This window comes from Methylobacter sp. BlB1 (assembly GCF_015476545.1).
GTDB lineage: Bacteria > Pseudomonadota > Gammaproteobacteria > Methylococcales > Methylomonadaceae > Methylobacter.
In genome coordinates this window covers 1-15,470 of the sequence record NZ_JADMKV010000085.1, presented here as the reverse complement: position 1 = coordinate 15,470, position 15,470 = coordinate 1, and the positions used below count along the sequence as shown (strand labels likewise).

Here is a 15,470-nt window from a genome sequence, read left to right as displayed (position 1 = left end):
CCCGACCCTCGCCTTGTAAGGGCGATGCTCTCCCAGCTGAGCTAAGCACCCGACTGATCCAAACATTATACACGATAAATGACATTTATCAAGACTCAAGCTCAATTTTATGAATGTACCAAAGCAATCATAGTATTCTTTATTATCAGACCGAAGAGCAGAAAATAGATGATTGCCAAGAACACAAGGATTGCGCCCCAATACGATGCCGTATTTTAAAAGTCTTAAAGGCCGGCATCGAAAGATAAGGAAGCGTCACTCCCAGTCCCACCGAGCCTTTACAAGGAAGGCATGATCTTCACTCTTGCAGCAAGGTCTGTCTTGATCAAATTACGGGTATTGCAATGTTTTTTCCGTATTGACTATCTATCTCAACCCTTGCTACTGTCTATCTTCAATTTCAGAAAACACGCAAACCATTATCAGGCTTAAATTATCTATCGATTTGAACGAAAAGTTGCCCAAATTCTGGCCTACACCACAATTGGGCCTTGGCTGATGCGGCTACGCATGACTGAAAGGTTGTGCTAATGAAGTCATGCCATAAATATCAATGGCGCGCTGCCGCCACTGATTTAAAGCGTTACCGCAGTGCACTGGCTTCATTATCGAAACAGGAAGTCGCAGACAGAGAAGAGGACCTATGCGTAGCCTATCAATAAAAATGCAATTGCATCACGCTCTCTCGCTCACCGGCGCATTCGGTTTGCCATCCACCGATGTCGGCACATTCAGCCTGGGCGATAGGTTTCTCTGGAAAAGCAGGAACGCTAACTTTGGCCCAGCATTGCAATGGAATATCTTCAATTACGGTCAGATCACCAGTAAGGCGGCCTCTATGCCAGGTAAAGAGCCATGCTGAAGCGCAATAGTGCAAGATGGCTGTCAGTGATGATGGTTTTTATCTCGGGATGCGAAGAAAAGAACGTCTATGCGCCTCCACCTCCTCCACAAGTCACAGTGAGTCACCCCTTTCATCAACAGGTCAGCGATTATCTGGAACTTACCGGCAACACCCAGGCTTTTAATACAGTGCAGCTTGTGGCGCGCGTGGAAGGATATCTGGAAAAGGTTTTTTTCAACGATGGCGATCGCGTCAAAAAGGGCCAGCCGCTGTTCCTGATCCAGCAGAACACTTATCAAGCCAAGCTAAAACAGGCGGAGGCCCAGGTGCTCCAGCAAAAAGCCAGCCTCAATCACGCGCAGACTGAATTGGAGCGGTTCACAGAGCTGGTCCGGCAACGTGCGGCGGCTCAGACCGATGTGACCAATTGGCAGTTCCAGCGTGATAACGCCCGGGCCGCACTGGCCGCCGCTGAAGCCAATCGGGATCTGGCAAAACTGGACCTGAGCTACACGCAAGTTTCCGCGCCTTTTGCCGGGCGCATCGACCGTCGCCTCAAAGATCCGGGCAACCTCGTGGGCGCTGGTGAATTTACGCCATTGGCTCAGATTAACCAGATAGCCCCTATCTACGCCTACTTCACGATCAACGAGACGGACTTGCTGAGAGTTATCAAAAAGACCCGTATCGGGCCATACGAAGCGGAAAAGATGAAGATTCCAGCCTTTCTCGCGCTCTCCGGCGAAAAAGGCTATCCTCACACTGGTTATCTGGATTTCACTGCCATTTCCGTGACGCCGACAACAGGCACCCTGTTATTACGCGCCATTTATCCCAATGCCGATAATACGATCTTGCCCGGGTTGTTCGCTCGCGTGCGGCTCTTCGTAGTCAACTCCGAAAAAATGGCGTTGCTCGTGCCGGAAACAGCCGTCGGCTATGACCAACTCGGCTCGTACCTGTTGACAGTAAACGATAATGACGTCGTTGAACGCCGCTCAGTCAAACTGGGCATTGCAGCGGGCGACCTTCGGGTAATCGAAGAAGGGCTCGGCGATCAGGACCGGGTGATTGTGAACGGGCTCCTTCACGCCATTCCGGGCAACAAGGTCAATCCCGTACCACAGCCTTTAGCCGGCGGCGAGAACAATGCAAGCGGATCCCTGCCGAAGGCCTCTGCGCCATGATCTCTGAATTTTTCATTGAACGGCCTATTTTTGCCAACGTTATCGCAATCATTACCATCATTTTGGGCCTGATTTGCTTTATGAATCTACCCGTAGCGCAATATCCGTCTATTGTGCCGCCGACCGTTCAGGTCACTACACGCTATCCAGGCGCCAGCGCTGAAGTGGTCGCGAGCACGGTGGGCATACCTATCGAACAGGCTGTCAATGGCGTGGAAAACTCGCTCTATATGTCCTCTACGAGCACCAGCGACGGGAGCTATACCTTAACGATCACCTTCAACGTCGGAACCGATCTGAACACCTCCATGACGCTGGTGCAGAACCTAGTTAACAGCGCCCTGCCTCAGCTTCCCGCATCGGTGCAGCCTCAAGGCGTGACAGTAAAGAAAGTGTCTACGGATATCTTGCTGGTGGTATCACTTTATGCGGATGACGAGCGGTTTGATGAAACGTTTCTTTCCAACTATGCCGTCATCAACCTGCAGAATCCGCTGGCCCGCTTGCCCGGCGTGGGCCAGATCGCCGTGCGGGGCGCGGGGCCTTACAGTATGCGGGTCTGGCTGAATCCGGAAAAGCTCAACTATTTCAGCTTGACCGCGCTTGACGTGATCAACGCCATCCAGCGCCAGAACTTGCAAGTCGCTGCCGGGCAACTGGGCGCCCCTCCTGCGTCTGCAAACCTGGGCTTTCAATTCACTGTCAATGCGCTGGGCCGTTTGGAGGACGCGGCGCAGTTCGAGCATATCGTCATCAAGAGCGCGCGCGCTGAGTCGGCGCATATCGTGCGCGTCCGTGATGTCGCGCGCGTCGAGCTCAGCCGGCAAAGCTATAGCAATTTTTCCAAGTCCAGCGGCCACAAGGCGGCGTTAATGCCGGTGTTTACCTTGCCCGGCGCCAACGCGCTGGATGTCGCGGACAAAATCCGGCAGGCCATGGCGGTCATGAGCGAGGATTTTCCGCCGGGCCTGAAATACGACATTCATTACGACACCACGAAATTCGTCCGCAGCGCGATCGATGACGTCTATAGGACGCTATTCGAAGCCGGCATCCTGGTGCTTATCGTGGTGGTGGTATTTCTGCAGAACTGGCGAGCCACGCTGGTGCCTGCGACAACCGTTCCAGTCACCCTCATTGGCGCCTTCGCCGCCATGTTCATGCTCGGTTTCGGCATCAATCTGATGACTTTGTTTGCCTTGATTCTGGCAGTGGGCATCGTGGTCGACGACGCCATCGTGATTGTCGAGAATGCCTCGTATCACATCGAACAGGGAATGGCGCCTAAAGAAGCAACAGTCAAGGCGATGCAGGAAATCACCGGGGCAGTCATGGGCATCACTCTGGTACTGACGGCCGTATTTTTGCCGGCGGCTTTTCTTCCGGGGATTACCGGGCAGCTGTTTCGCCAGTTTGCGCTGGTCATTGCCTCCACTTCCGTCATCAGCGCAATCAACGCCCTGACGCTCAAGCCTGCCCAGTGCGCGCTCTGGCTGCGCCCGGTCCGGGAAAAGAAAGCCAATTGGTTCTCACGGGGCTTTAACAAAGCTTACGGCTGGCTCGAACACGCCTATGTTCAATTAGTTGCCTGGATGGTGAAGCGCGCTTTTCTCATGTTCCTGCTGTTCGTGCTGATCATTGCTGTGAGCGCCTGGCGGTTCGCCGTTCATCCGACAGGTTTTCTGCCTACCGAAGATCAGGGCTACGCGATGGTAATCACCAAGCTTCCCGAAGCCTCTTCGCAGCCCCGGGTGGCCGCCGTCAGCAAGGCGCTGGATGGCATTTTCGGTAAAACGCGCGGCTTGGAAGCCTGGGTCACCATCGGCGGCTTGTCCATAATCGACGGTGCGAACGTCCCTAATATGCTGACGACGTTCATTGTTTATGAGGATTGGGACAAACGCGGCAACGAATTAAGCCAGGACAAGATCATCGACGACTTACGCCATGAACTTGCTTCAATAGAGGAAGCGATGTCCATTGTGCTGATTCCGCCTCCTATCCGCGGCCTGGGCCAGGGAGGCGGGTTCCAGATGATCGTGGAAGACCGCGAGGGTCTTGGCCTCGGCGAGTTGCAGAAGGCGGTCAATGAAGTCATCAGCGCGGGTAATTCGCAATCGGGCCTGCAGCATTTGACCTCCACCTTCAGCGCCACGAGTCCGCAGCTTTTCCTGGATATTGACAGAACCAAAGTGGAATCGCTGAATATTCCGCTGAATAATGTGTTTTCTACGCTGCAAGCCTACCTGGGCTCCTCCTTCGTCAATTTGTTTAACAAATTCAACCAGGTCTTTCAGGTTTATGTTCAGGCTGACGCGCCGTTCCGTTTGCGGCCGGAAGACATCAAGAACCTGTATGTCCGGAATGAGCAGGGCGAAATGGTGCCGCTGGGCACGCTGCTGGACATCAAACGGACCCTGGGTTCCGAACTGGTGATGCGCTACAACCTCTACCCTTCCGCGCAAATATACGGTGCGGCGGCTCCGGGATTCAGCTCCGGCCAAGCCTTGAACCTGATGGAACAGTTAACCAAAAATATTCTGCCCAAAGGAATGAGCATCGATTGGACGGCAACATCCTTTCAGGAAAAACAGGTGGGCAATCAAGCCTACTTTATTTACGCCCTTTCGATCACGCTGGTATTCATGGTCCTGGCTGCTCTATACGAGAGCTGGACCAGTCCTCTGGCCGTTGTGCTGGTCGTGCCTATGGCCCTGGTAGGGGTACTTCTGGCGCTGTTAATGCGGGGATTCGACAATAATATTTATACGCAGGTGGGGCTGGTCCTGATGATCGGCCTGGCCTGCAAAAATGCCATCCTGATCGTCGAATTCGCCCGGCAACTGCAGGCCGAAGGGATGTCCGTAACGGAAGCCGCGGTGGAAGCCACCCGCCGGCGGTTTCGGCCCATCGTCATGACTTCGTTCGCCTTTATTCTTGGCGTCGTGCCTTTACTTGGCGCCTCGGGGGCGGGCGCGGCCAGCCAGCAGGCTATCGGTACGGTGGTTTTTGGCGGCATGTTGTCGTCAACGCTTCTGGCCATACCGTTCGTGCCCGTGCTTTATGTCATTACGCAGCAGTTGGCGGCATGGAAAATTAAAATATCGCCTTAAAATCAGTCCCTTCGTGCAACCAAATGAATATAACGCCCCATCTCGCGATAGGTGGGCATCCGGCAATGGCGGTATTCCAACTCGAATATTTCATCCAGATCACTTTGTTCGCGAATAGCTCTGGTCATGTAATCATGAAACACCCGAATGCCGGTATGGGCCGTTACGGTAAAGCCCCATTGCTGAAGCTGTTCGATAACCTCATGAGGATACTGCGGATTGGGCGGCGTCAAATTCTTGCCTTTGGCCAAATAAGAGCCGTCGAGCAGGCGCTTCAGGCGCCATTCCCCCTTCAGGACATTGGTATAAATCATGGCATTGCGGTTATAAAACAGCAGCGATAATGAACCGCCCGGCTTGACCCGATCCGCTATTGTCTGCAGAGACGGCATGGGATCGGCCAGCCATTCCAGCACGGCATGAAACAGCACCAGATCAAATTGGGGCAATTGCTGCGCCAGTTCCTGCGCGGCAGCATGATGAAACTGCGCCGACAAGCCGGCCTCGGAAAACTGCTGCTGCGCCCGTGCCAGCATTTTTTCCGACAAATCGCACAATGTCAGTTGATGCCCCTGCCCTGCAAGCCACAGACCAATTTGAGCAAATCCGCAGCCGGCGTCCCATACTGTCAATGGCTCATTCCGGTAAAAGCTGTCAAGATCTTCCTTGACCAGCTTAAGCCGCCAGTCGCCCTTGCGCGTGCCATAGATCCTTTGCTCAAATCTTTCTATTAGGGAGTCAAAATTTCGGTCTTGTGGTTGCATTCAGTGAGTAATTCAGAAGGAATTGTCAGAAAACAGTACATCATGCGTACTGTCGGGCTTGCCGCCCTGTAAATCGATTAGATTATTATAACTGATGTAGATTCAAGATAAAAAAACCTGCCCGAAGGCAGGTAAAAAGTTGAACAAACAAGGACCCGCTTGTTCTTCACCAGGAAGGTATACTCTATTACAGATAGGTCTAGCGATAGTTCTCCATGCACCTAAAGCCAAAGTCACGTTTTTCCATGATGAGCACTTTTCGTAATTTTGAAAACACCCGTTTACCATTCAGCCTGGAAACAACCTCTGCTTACGAACAGCTCCCTGCACCAGTAACGCATCATGACGTGACTTAATTATTGTTAAAGCAATAATCTTGCCAACTTATATCTTCAGCTCTATCAATGCTTTCAGGTTATCGAGCAATTGTAGTTTGTTGAAAAACCAACAATCGTTGTTGACTCTCTGTTCATGCAGAGACAGCGCAAAGTGTCAATTCTTAATTTAAGTCCATTGCAAATTACAACCCCTGCCTGCTCTGCTTGATCGACCATGCCACATCCGCCGCCTGACGGTTTTCTCTGACATCATGCACACGGAACATCTGCACGCCCGCCATAATGCCTAAAGCCGTGGTCACGGCGGTGGCAGTCACCAATTCAGACGGTTCCGATACGGCGCAGATAGCGCCCATGAAACGCTTGCGACTGGTACCCAGCAGCACCGGATAACCTGTGGCCACGAACGCGTCAAGATGCGCCAGCAGATCGATATTGTCCTGTCTGCGCTTGCCGAATCCGATACCCGGATCAATGGCTATCCGCTCTTTTTTAATGCCGACCTTTAATGCCGCATCAATCTGCTGATGCAGTGCCACCAGCACTTCCTGCACAACATCATCGTAATAGGGATTGTCCTGCATGGTTTTCGGGCTGCCTTGGCTGTGCATCAGGATGATCGGCGCATCGGTTTCGGCAGTCAGCGCCAGTATGGCCTCGTCATCGCGGCCGGCCGAAATATCGTTGATGATGTCGGCGCCGGCCTCGAGCGCCGCTTTGGCGACAGCGCTCAACGTCGTATCGATGCTGATCGGAATATCGGCCGACACCTGCTGCCTGATCGCTTCAACCACCGGTACCACGCGCTGTATCTGTTCATCGGCAGCAACAGGCTCCGACCCTGGCCGGGTCGATTCGCCGCCTATGTCGATGATGTCGGCACCTTCGTCCAGCATGCGCCGGGCCTGACGGACAGCGGCATCGACATCCGAATACTGGCCGCCATCGGAGAAACTGTCCGGCGTGACATTCAAAATCCCCATAATCAGCGGTTTATCGATATGGCCGAACATGCTTAAGCTCCTGTGCGTATTGCAGTGTATTTATTCAGGTATAATAGAAAAACCATTAATTATACGAAATCTTCCGACTCCGAGTAATGATTAAACCACGTTTAGCCTGGGCTATCACCGGCTCCGGCCATTACATAGAAGAATGCCTGAACTTCCTGCTGACCCTGGATGATGTCGACTTGTATATCAGCCAGGCCGGCGAGGAAGTGTTAAAAATGTACAGCATCGATCTGAGCGATATCCGCGCGAAAATGCCGGTCTATCGCGATAAAGCCGCCTCGGCGCCGCCGGTCGGGCATTTCTACAAGGGCCATTACCATACCTTCGTGATGGCACCGGCCACGTCCAATACGGTCGCCAAGTGCGTGCTGGGCATCGCCGATTCGCTCGCGACCAATTTATATGCGCAGGCCGGGAAATGCAGAGTGCCCAGCATTGTCTATCCTTGTGATACCGCGCCGGAAATGGAAACGACGGCGCCGGGCGGAAAAGTCATGGTTTATCCGCGCCGGATCGATCTGGAAGCGACCGGAAAACTGCGCACATTCGAATACACGACGGTCGTTGAAAGTGTCGACGAACTGATCATCAAAGTGAATGAACGGCTTAAGGCCCTAAAATGAGCGAACATATACTCTTTTTGACCGGCAGGCTGGCGGAAAAACAGCTGCATGCGATCCTCGAAAAAATGCAGCCGGAATTTACCTATACGGTGCACGAACTGGGCCTTAAAGTCGCCGCTCTAATGACCGCCGACATGATCGCCCGACGTCTGACCGATACCTTCGGCGCCGACCGCATTCTCGTGCCGGGACGCTGCCGCGGCGATCTGGAAGCGTTATCGAAGGATTTGGGCATTCCGGTGGAACGCGGGCCGGAAGAATTAAAGGATTTGCCGCAGTTTTTCGGCCAGGCGGCGCACAAGATCGATTTAGGCCGCTACAGCGTCAAAATCTTCGCCGAAATCACCGATGCGCCAAACATCACCGTTGAAGAAGTTATCAGACGCGCTTATTACTATAAGCAGAACGGCGCCGATGTGATCGACATAGGCTGTCTGCCGAGCACCGACTTTCCACATATGGAAGACATCATCGGCACGTTGAAACAGGAAGGCTTCACGGTCAGCATCGACTCGCTCGAGGAAGACGATCTGCTCAGAGGCGGCAAGGCCGGCGCGGACTACTTGCTCAGCCTGCACGAAAGCAGTCTCTGGATCGCCGATGAAGTAGAGTCAACACCGATTCTGATCCCCAAAAAACATGAAGATCTGGCTTCTCTGGACCGGGCCATTCAAGGCATGCAGGCCAAAAACCGGGCCTTTATCGTCGACCCGATTCTGGACCCAATCCACTTCGGCTTTACGGCCTCGATCGCGCGCTATCATGAAGTCAGAAAGAAATATCCCGACATCGAGATGATGCTCGGCGTCGGCAATATCACCGAACTGACGCATGCCGACACCCTAGGCATGAATGCCCTGCTGCTGGGCATTTGCTCGGAACTCAATATCAACAGCATTCTGGCTACCGAAGTCAGCAAGCATGCCTGCCGCGCCGTCAAGGAAGCGGATCTGGCGCGCCGCATCATGTTTGCAGCCAAGGAGCACAACATGTTGCCCAAGCATATCGATCCGGGCTTAATGGCCCTGCACGAGATATCGCCGTTCCCGTATCAACTGGAAGAAATCAAGGAAATCGCCGCGCAAATCCGCGACCCCAGCTTCCGCATCCAGATCAGTGCCGAAGGCCTGCATGTTTTCAACCGCGACGGCTTTCACAGCGCCACCGATCCTTTCGATCTGTATCCCAAACTGCAGGTTGAAAACGACGGCGGCCATGCCTTTTATTTAGGCGTAGAGCTGGCGCGCGCCGAAATCGCCTGGCAGCTCGGCAAGCGCTTCAGTCAGGACCAGCCATTGACCTGGGGCTGCGCCGCCAACACGACAGAACCTACCGTTGACCTGCACACCTTCAAGCCGGCAGGCACTACCTTGCAAAAAAAATAATGATCCAAGAAACCATAATCACTACCGTAAACAGCTCAGGGACAGCGCACATCGCGCCCATGGGCATCCATGTTGCAGGCCCGTCGGCCGATGAATTGATCATCCTGCCGTTCCGGCCTTCGACGACACTCGACAACCTGCTGAGCAGCCGGACCGCCGTGATCAACTACTGCGATGACGTGCGCATTTTTGCCGGCTGCCTGACCGGACGGCGCGACTGGCCATTGAAGCCGGCCGAGAAAATCAACGGCCAGGCGCTGGCGGCGGCCCTGGCCCATGCCGAAGTCGAACTAGTGCGCGTGGAAGAAGACCCGGTCAGGCCGAAACTGTTCTGCAAAGTTATTCATAGCGTTAATCATGCACCGTTTCAGGGCTTCAACCGCGCCCAGTTCTCGGTATTGGAGGCCGCGATCCTGATCAGCCGCCTGCATAGGCTCCCGTTGGAAAAAATTGAATCCGAAATCGACTATCTGCGCATTGGCCTCGAGAAAACCGCCGGCGACCGGGAACTGGAAGCCTGGAGCTGGTTGATGACCGTTATCGACGCGCATAAAAAGGAGAAGAATGCATGACCGGAATGCTTGCCAGCGTCAACAGCCTGGACGAAGCCGCACTGGTACTGAACTTACAGGCCGACATCATTGACCTGAAGCAGCCTGAGCAAGGCGCCCTGGGCGCTTTGGAAACGGGACTCGTCAGGCAAATCGTGGCCGCCATAGACAGGCGCCGCCCCGTCAGCGCGACGGTCGGCGATTTGCCCATGCAGCCGGAGATCATTTTTGAGGCCGTCAAAGCGATGGCCAAAACGGGCGTCGATTACATAAAGATCGGCTTTTTCCCCGGCGGCGATTGGCTGGGAACCGTAGATAAATTATCGGCATTGACCGGACAGCATGCCTTGATTGCAGTATTGTTCGCCGACGCGCAGCCTGACCTATCCATTATTGCCTATCTCAAAGACGCCGGCTTCAAAGGCGCCATGCTCGATACTATGGACAAGCAAAAAGGCTCCTTGATGCAAGTCATGGACGAAACGACTATCGGGCAGTTTGTGGAACAAACTAAAGCCTGCCAATTGCTGTGCGGACTGGCAGGTTCCCTCAGGCTGGCGGATATCCCCGGCTTAATGCCCTACAAAGCCGATTACTTGGGTTTTAGAGGCGCATTGTGCCAGCAGCATAACCGCATCGCGCAACTGGATACAGAGGCGATTGTACAGATCAGGCAGGCTATTGCCGATGCTGCCTAAAACCACCATCACAACCAAAATTCTGATCAGGATGGTCAACGGTTTGTTTTATATCGTTGAGGCCGCGTTCGTCAATGCTCTCAGAGTGTTCAATTATGGGCGTGGACCGGATCCTGGACAATTAGATGTCTTTCAATAAGCGATTTTGCTCGGCATTTTCAATACACTGCCTGAATTCATTGACGACATTCATAAACTGCTCATCCTCCCCGATATCCGGCAAATGATTCTGCCCCCGCCGCTCCAGCGCATTGATGACATAGGCTACCGTCACTTGATTGACATCGACGGCAGGCAGATAAACCTCATCGGCATCATCCTCGGTTTTAACCTGGACAACAATTTGGCAGGCCATCAGTTCCGCTAAAGCGCCATGGATAACATAGGCTGGAAGAGCCAGCCGGGATGCTATTTCAAGTGCGCTCAAGGGATCTTGCTGTGCCACGAAATTCTTGATGATCAAATGCGCCGCTTTCAACGCGATAACCTTTTTCAGAAAAATACTTAAATCCTCGACTTTGTTCTTGCCTTGGTAATCCTCATAGTTCTGCAAATAAAAACTGATCTCGCAGCCGAACAGGACGATCATCCAGCCGATCTGCAGCCAGATGATGAACAAGGGCAAGGCGGCGAAACTGCCGTAAATGGCGTTATAGCTGGACACGCCGATTTGCAGGGTCAGATAGCCCCATTGCGTCAATTGATAGACAACGCCGGTAACCACGCCGGCAATGATGCCCGCCTTGTAATCCACTTTGAGGTTAGGCATAAAAATGAAGGTAAAAGCGAAGAGCGCGGACAGAATAACGACCGGCAATAACCCCAATAGCCTGAGCACCGCCCATGTACCCATCTCCGGCAGGTTGATGGCGTCTACCAGCCAGGTTATCTGTGTTTTCAGAAATACGGTAATACCGCTGGAAATGACCAGCAAGATGGGAGCCAGCAACATGATTGACAGATAGTCGGTTAACTTACGCCCTAACGCCCTGTCTTTGTCCATTTTCCAGATACGGTTAAAGGATCTCTCGATATGGCCGATCAATTTGATCACAGTCCAGAACAAAACAATGATACCGATACCGGCCACCACTTCGCCTTGCGTACTGGCCAGCAGATTTTCCGCAAAATCGATCAGCTTCAGTGCCAGCGTATCATGGCTGGGCATCTGCTCGAGCAGTTGTTCTTTCACTGTTTTTTCATAGCCGAAGCCCTTGGCGATGCCAAACAACAGGGCGAAAACCGGCACTATCGCCAATAGCGAATAAAGCGTCAAGGCGGATGCTCTCAAAGGTCCCAGATCGCGATTGAATCCTTCATAGGATAAGAGAATGACTTTTGTGAATTTCAGCACTTTCGCCTTGAATGGCGAGAGCCGCTGTTCGCGCCGAACCCAGATGTCTTCTTTGAAATAATCGATGATATTGAGATTCATGAGCTGACCTGTGGCTGTCGAATTTCGTTGAATCGATATCGATGTTTTTCAAGCGCTATGACTGCTCGAAATGCCGCTAATTCAAAATAAGCCGTGCAGCGGCGCGCTACAGCCATAATCAATCCGTATCCTTACCGCTATAGATTGTATCAACCAGATTCTTAAACCATCGGGGCCTAAACAGCACGATAAACAGACCTATAGTCGCGGTAATCGGAACTGGGCCAATATCCAGTATCATCAATAGCAGCAATGTGAAAACGCATTTGATCCTCGTAGCCAAATGACGACCGCTCATGAAAGCACCCGATTGAAATAGAAGTCGATGAATTAAAAGGATTGTAAGTCAATCCGCCCGCCAACAGAAGCTACAATGTATAATGCCATTTAGCGTAAAATACGAGGGTTAAGTACATTGCTTGGCAATAATGCATCGCTAAGCCTTCGCATGTATTGAATTCATGATGAATAATGATCCGTTTGACTGGCGCTCGCCAGCTGATGAGTGACTAAATGACATTAGGTAATAAACCGGGCACATGGCTGAAAAAGACAGATTATTTCAACAAACGGGCCGCGCCGAAGACTTTGTTTTTGATGATCGTATTGCCAAGGTATTCTATAACATGGTTTCCAGAAGCGTGCCTTTTTAATCATGCCTGATGAGTTTTTATTTGTTTATGGCACTTTAAGGCAGGAATTTGCATTGCCCGTGCATGATTTGATGAAACAACATTGCCGATTCCACGGCCAGGGCAGCATATACGGCCATCTTTATCAAGTCGATGATTACCCCGGCGTTATTGCGCCGCCCCATTGCCGCAGCCGGGTGCGGGGAGAACTCTACCGCATCATCAACAAAGATGAGCTTTTTCGGCTGCTGGACGACTATGAGCAGTGTTCGGCAAAGTATCCGAAGCCGCATGAATATGTCAGAAAGCAGGTGGATATAGCAACAAACAGCGGCGATGTCAGCAAGGCATGGATCTATATTTACAATCGCGCAGTCGCCGGGCTGGCCCGCATCCATTCGGGGGACTACATCAGCCATGTGCGCGGCTTCGGCAAAGTCCGATACAATGCCGTTTAAAATACGTCTGTTACGGTTGCCTGCTTGATTATCAGAGTTTCCTTTTTACTGTTCCTGCTCTCGCTGCCAGTCCTGGTGCTGGCGGAAGTGTTGCTGTGGCTGAAAATTCCCGGTCTGCCTGAGTTGATTGCCAGATTTGGATCAGCCATGTTGTTGAGCGCGCTGCTCATCCTGGTCATGGCCGCATTGCTGGCCATACCTAAATTAGTCATACGCGCCGCGCTCAAATACTTTTCGGCTGGAGAGCGCCAGCAGCGCCGGCTGATGTTCGTTCAAACCCGGCAGGAGCACGTTAGGCAGCTGTTTCATTTCAGAACGTTAAAAGTAAAATACCTGAGTGAAATGCGCAGGAAGCGCCTGTTAAAGGCAAACAACCGCAAGCATATCCGGTCTTTATCGAAATCCATTCATAAAGATCTGCTGTCTATCAAAAAAGAATTGCCGAAAACCACTTTCAAGCAATTGCGGCAGGACAATATCCGCTATCGCAAACGGCAGGATATTGAAGCCCTGTTAAAACTTCAGCAAAAAATCGCCACTCTCGTCTAACGCTTATGTCTGTTTTAAAAAACTGGGTACTTAACCTCGTCAATCTTTTTCATACGGTAAAAAAAGAAAACCTCGACTGGCAGAGTGCCAATCAGGAACAGCAAGCCAAACTCAGGCACGCCCAAGTGCTGGCCGAGAAAACGCTGGAAGCCGACTTGAAAAAGCGCAACGTGCAGCTGGAGCATGACATCGCTTTGCTCAGAACCCGGCATGATGCCGAACTGGCCATGCTGAAAACTAAGTGCCAACAGGACACCAAGGATTACAAACAGTATCTGGATTCACTTGATCAGCTTAAATCTTCAATCCGGACGAGTTACGCGCATCTGCCCGAGGCGGTCGCCTTCACGATCCATCATCACGCGAAATACCTGCTCAACCAGATGTGGGAAGCCGAGGATTTTGAAGAAAAAATGCAACACGAAATGCGCCTGATCAAGTTCATGACCACCGTGCATGAAGATGCCCGATTGCATCTGGAGGGAAAGACGGTCGATAGACTGCCTGAGAAAACCTTAAGTTTGATTCAGGAGCAGTGAATACTTACAGGCTCACCTGACGGTCTGTATATGCATCCATAAAGTGTAAAACCCCGAACTTGATGTGCCGTCACCAATAAACTGATTATCTAAGCCCTGACTGCCCGAGGGATGATTGTTGCATGGAAATTAAGCCGGGTTGGAACAAAATTTGACTCGCCCTACATTAAAGCTAATCGATATCGGCAAAAGGCTGATATTGCCTGGAGAAACTTTTGAAACAGTCTTTTTATGATCTAAATTATTCTGATTTAGAGGCGGTTGTAAATCAAAATAACTTAAACCCCTCAGTGGCGACAGTTCTTTTTAACTGGTATTACAAGAAAAAAGAAAACACTCAGTGCCATAATAAAATTTCTAAATCCTCGTTGGCCTTTTTTGAACAAAATTTTGATTTCTCTCTACCCGAAATCGATACCGTTTATGAGTCACAAAGAGATCGATCAGTAAAATTTCTTTTTAGGCTTCAAGACAATCATAAGGTTGAAACCGTCCTTATCCCGTTTAACAATAAATATTCTATTTGCCTCTCATCGCAGGTCGGCTGCGCAATGAATTGTTCTTTTTGTTTTACCGGAGAGCAAGGGCTTAAAAGAAATTTGACTACGAGTGAAATTGTTGGGCAATTTCTAAAGGCTTGGCGCTGGTTGGCAACAAACAGGCCTGGAGAAGAGAGGATTTTAAATATTGTTTTTATGGGACAAGGCGAGCCTTTACATAATTTTGATGCCGTTAAAAAAGCGTGTGAAATTTTTTTATCTCAACACGGAACTTCAATTGGCGTTCAAAAAATTACTGTCTCAACGGCTGGTTATATTCCTGGGCTTAAAAGATGGAGCCAGGAAGTGCCTGGCGTGAACCTTGCGCTATCCCTTCATTCACCGTTTGAAGAAAAGAGAAATGAACTTATACCCATTAACAAAAAATATCCGCTGGATGAGGTGTTGGCCTATATTGACAAGATACCTTTAAATAAAAAGCAATTTATTACTTATGAATATATTCTGATAAAGGATTTTAATGACGCTCCGGATGATGCTGAAAAACTGGGGATGATGCTGGCCGGCAAAAGCGCTTATATAAACCTGATTCCTTTTAATTCATTCCCGGGATCACGTTACACGCGTCCAGATTTGGATAAGGTTGAAAAGTTTAAGGAAGTTTTGGATGCTTTTAAGATCCCGACTTTAATAAGAGGTGCTAAAGGTGATGACGTATTAGCAGCATGCGGGCAACTCAATTCCAATAATCAGTAGGATACGGATCGCGAACGATGCGGTTCGTATCTCACCGCATATATGGACTCCTCCGTTTTGCAAGCTTTTTCTCTTCGATCGCAAC

14 protein-coding genes are annotated in these 15,470 nt (G+C 51.1%); 11 read left to right on the top strand and 3 right to left on the bottom strand.

The genetic code is table 11. The features are described from left to right. The first annotated feature begins 643 nt into the window (after nt 1–643). From IT781_RS20055 to IT781_RS20045, 3 genes are read left to right on the top strand one after another with little or no spacing between them, the layout of a single operon-like run. Nucleotides 644–862: a hypothetical protein gene (locus tag IT781_RS20055; RefSeq protein WP_228779304.1), complete on the top strand. Its 219-nt coding sequence runs from the start codon at nt 644–646 to the stop codon at nt 860–862. Beyond that, nucleotides 856–2,031, top strand: coding sequence for an efflux RND transporter periplasmic adaptor subunit (locus tag IT781_RS20050; RefSeq protein WP_194971952.1), 1,176 nt, complete (start codon nt 856–858; stop codon nt 2,029–2,031). Before IT781_RS20055 ends, IT781_RS20050 begins: the two co-directional genes overlap by 7 nt. Continuing rightward, entirely contained in the window at nt 2,028–5,144 is a 3,117-nt protein-coding gene (locus IT781_RS20045; protein WP_194971951.1) for an efflux RND transporter permease subunit, read from the top strand. Before IT781_RS20050 ends, IT781_RS20045 begins: the two co-directional genes overlap by 4 nt. A 2-nt stretch (nt 5,145–5,146) precedes the next feature. Here the strand turns inward: IT781_RS20045 and IT781_RS20040 are convergent, their stop codons facing one another. Then, entirely contained in the window at nt 5,147–5,908 is a 762-nt protein-coding gene (locus IT781_RS20040) for a methyltransferase domain-containing protein (protein ID WP_194971950.1), read from the bottom strand. Nucleotides 5,909–6,428: 520 nt separating this feature from the next. Then, entirely contained in the window at nt 6,429–7,259 is an 831-nt protein-coding gene (gene folP, locus IT781_RS20035; protein ID WP_194971949.1) for a dihydropteroate synthase, read from the bottom strand. Between the two features lie 86 nt (nt 7,260–7,345). On the opposite strand from folP, the gene IT781_RS20030 reads away from it, so the two are divergent. Genes IT781_RS20030 through IT781_RS20015 form a run of 4 tightly spaced genes read left to right on the top strand, consistent with a single transcriptional unit; the run spans nt 7,346 to nt 10,516 of the window. Then, nucleotides 7,346–7,882 carry a flavoprotein gene (locus IT781_RS20030; protein ID WP_194971948.1) on the top strand — a complete coding sequence of 179 codons (537 nt, stop codon included), beginning with the start codon at nt 7,346–7,348 and terminating at the stop codon, nt 7,880–7,882. Continuing rightward, the gene (locus IT781_RS20025) at nt 7,879–9,267 is read left to right on the top strand and encodes a DUF6513 domain-containing protein (RefSeq protein ID WP_194971947.1); all 1,389 of its coding nucleotides are present in this window, start codon (nt 7,879–7,881) and stop codon (nt 9,265–9,267) included. Before IT781_RS20030 ends, IT781_RS20025 begins: the two co-directional genes overlap by 4 nt. Then, nucleotides 9,267–9,839 carry a DUF447 domain-containing protein gene (locus tag IT781_RS20020; RefSeq protein ID WP_194971946.1) on the top strand — a complete coding sequence of 191 codons (573 nt, stop codon included), beginning with the start codon at nt 9,267–9,269 and terminating at the stop codon, nt 9,837–9,839. Before IT781_RS20025 ends, IT781_RS20020 begins: the two co-directional genes overlap by 1 nt. Then, a complete protein-coding gene (locus tag IT781_RS20015; RefSeq protein WP_194971945.1) occupies nt 9,836–10,516 on the top strand; it encodes a (5-formylfuran-3-yl)methyl phosphate synthase in 681 nt (226 codons plus the stop codon). The genes IT781_RS20020 and IT781_RS20015 overlap by 4 nt, the downstream gene beginning before the upstream one ends. A 121-nt stretch (nt 10,517–10,637) precedes the next feature. On the opposite strand, the gene IT781_RS20010 is transcribed toward IT781_RS20015, so the two are convergent. Further along, complete coding sequence (locus tag IT781_RS20010) at nt 10,638–11,951, bottom strand: YihY/virulence factor BrkB family protein (RefSeq protein WP_194971944.1); 1,314 nt, start codon at nt 11,949–11,951, stop codon at nt 10,638–10,640. Nucleotides 11,952–12,606: 655 nt separating this feature from the next. Here IT781_RS20010 and IT781_RS20005 point away from each other — a divergent pair. From IT781_RS20005 to rlmN, 4 genes are all read left to right on the top strand, one after another. Beyond that, nucleotides 12,607–13,041, top strand: coding sequence for a gamma-glutamylcyclotransferase (locus IT781_RS20005; protein ID WP_194971943.1), 435 nt, complete (start codon nt 12,607–12,609; stop codon nt 13,039–13,041). Nucleotides 13,042–13,065: 24 nt separating this feature from the next. Then, nucleotides 13,066–13,590: a hypothetical protein gene (locus IT781_RS20000; protein ID WP_194971942.1), complete on the top strand. Its 525-nt coding sequence runs from the start codon at nt 13,066–13,068 to the stop codon at nt 13,588–13,590. Nucleotides 13,591–13,595: 5 nt separating this feature from the next. Next, nucleotides 13,596–14,129 (top strand): hypothetical protein, encoded by a 534-nt coding sequence (locus IT781_RS19995; protein ID WP_194971941.1) that lies wholly within the window; start codon nt 13,596–13,598, stop codon nt 14,127–14,129. A 215-nt stretch (nt 14,130–14,344) separates the two neighbouring features. Beyond that, nucleotides 14,345–15,385, top strand: coding sequence for a 23S rRNA (adenine(2503)-C(2))-methyltransferase RlmN (gene rlmN / locus IT781_RS19990; protein ID WP_194971940.1), 1,041 nt, complete (start codon nt 14,345–14,347; stop codon nt 15,383–15,385). Nucleotides 15,386–15,470: the final 85 nt, after the last annotated feature.

Coding starts and splice junctions, on each gene's coding strand:
- IT781_RS20055 (WP_228779304.1), top strand. CDS start 644: ATGCGTAGCCTATCAATAAAAATGCAATTGCATCACGCTCTCTCGCTC.
- IT781_RS20050 (WP_194971952.1), top strand. CDS start 856: ATGCTGAAGCGCAATAGTGCAAGATGGCTGTCAGTGATGATGGTTTTT.
- IT781_RS20045 (WP_194971951.1), top strand. CDS start 2,028: ATGATCTCTGAATTTTTCATTGAACGGCCTATTTTTGCCAACGTTATC.
- IT781_RS20040 (WP_194971950.1), bottom strand. CDS start 5,908: ATGCAACCACAAGACCGAAATTTTGACTCCCTAATAGAAAGATTTGAG.
- folP (WP_194971949.1), bottom strand. CDS start 7,259: ATGTTCGGCCATATCGATAAACCGCTGATTATGGGGATTTTGAATGTC.
- IT781_RS20030 (WP_194971948.1), top strand. CDS start 7,346: ATGATTAAACCACGTTTAGCCTGGGCTATCACCGGCTCCGGCCATTAC.
- IT781_RS20025 (WP_194971947.1), top strand. CDS start 7,879: ATGAGCGAACATATACTCTTTTTGACCGGCAGGCTGGCGGAAAAACAG.
- IT781_RS20020 (WP_194971946.1), top strand. CDS start 9,267: ATGATCCAAGAAACCATAATCACTACCGTAAACAGCTCAGGGACAGCG.
- IT781_RS20015 (WP_194971945.1), top strand. CDS start 9,836: ATGACCGGAATGCTTGCCAGCGTCAACAGCCTGGACGAAGCCGCACTG.
- IT781_RS20010 (WP_194971944.1), bottom strand. CDS start 11,951: ATGAATCTCAATATCATCGATTATTTCAAAGAAGACATCTGGGTTCGG.
- IT781_RS20005 (WP_194971943.1), top strand. CDS start 12,607: ATGCCTGATGAGTTTTTATTTGTTTATGGCACTTTAAGGCAGGAATTT.
- IT781_RS19995 (WP_194971941.1), top strand. CDS start 13,596: ATGTCTGTTTTAAAAAACTGGGTACTTAACCTCGTCAATCTTTTTCAT.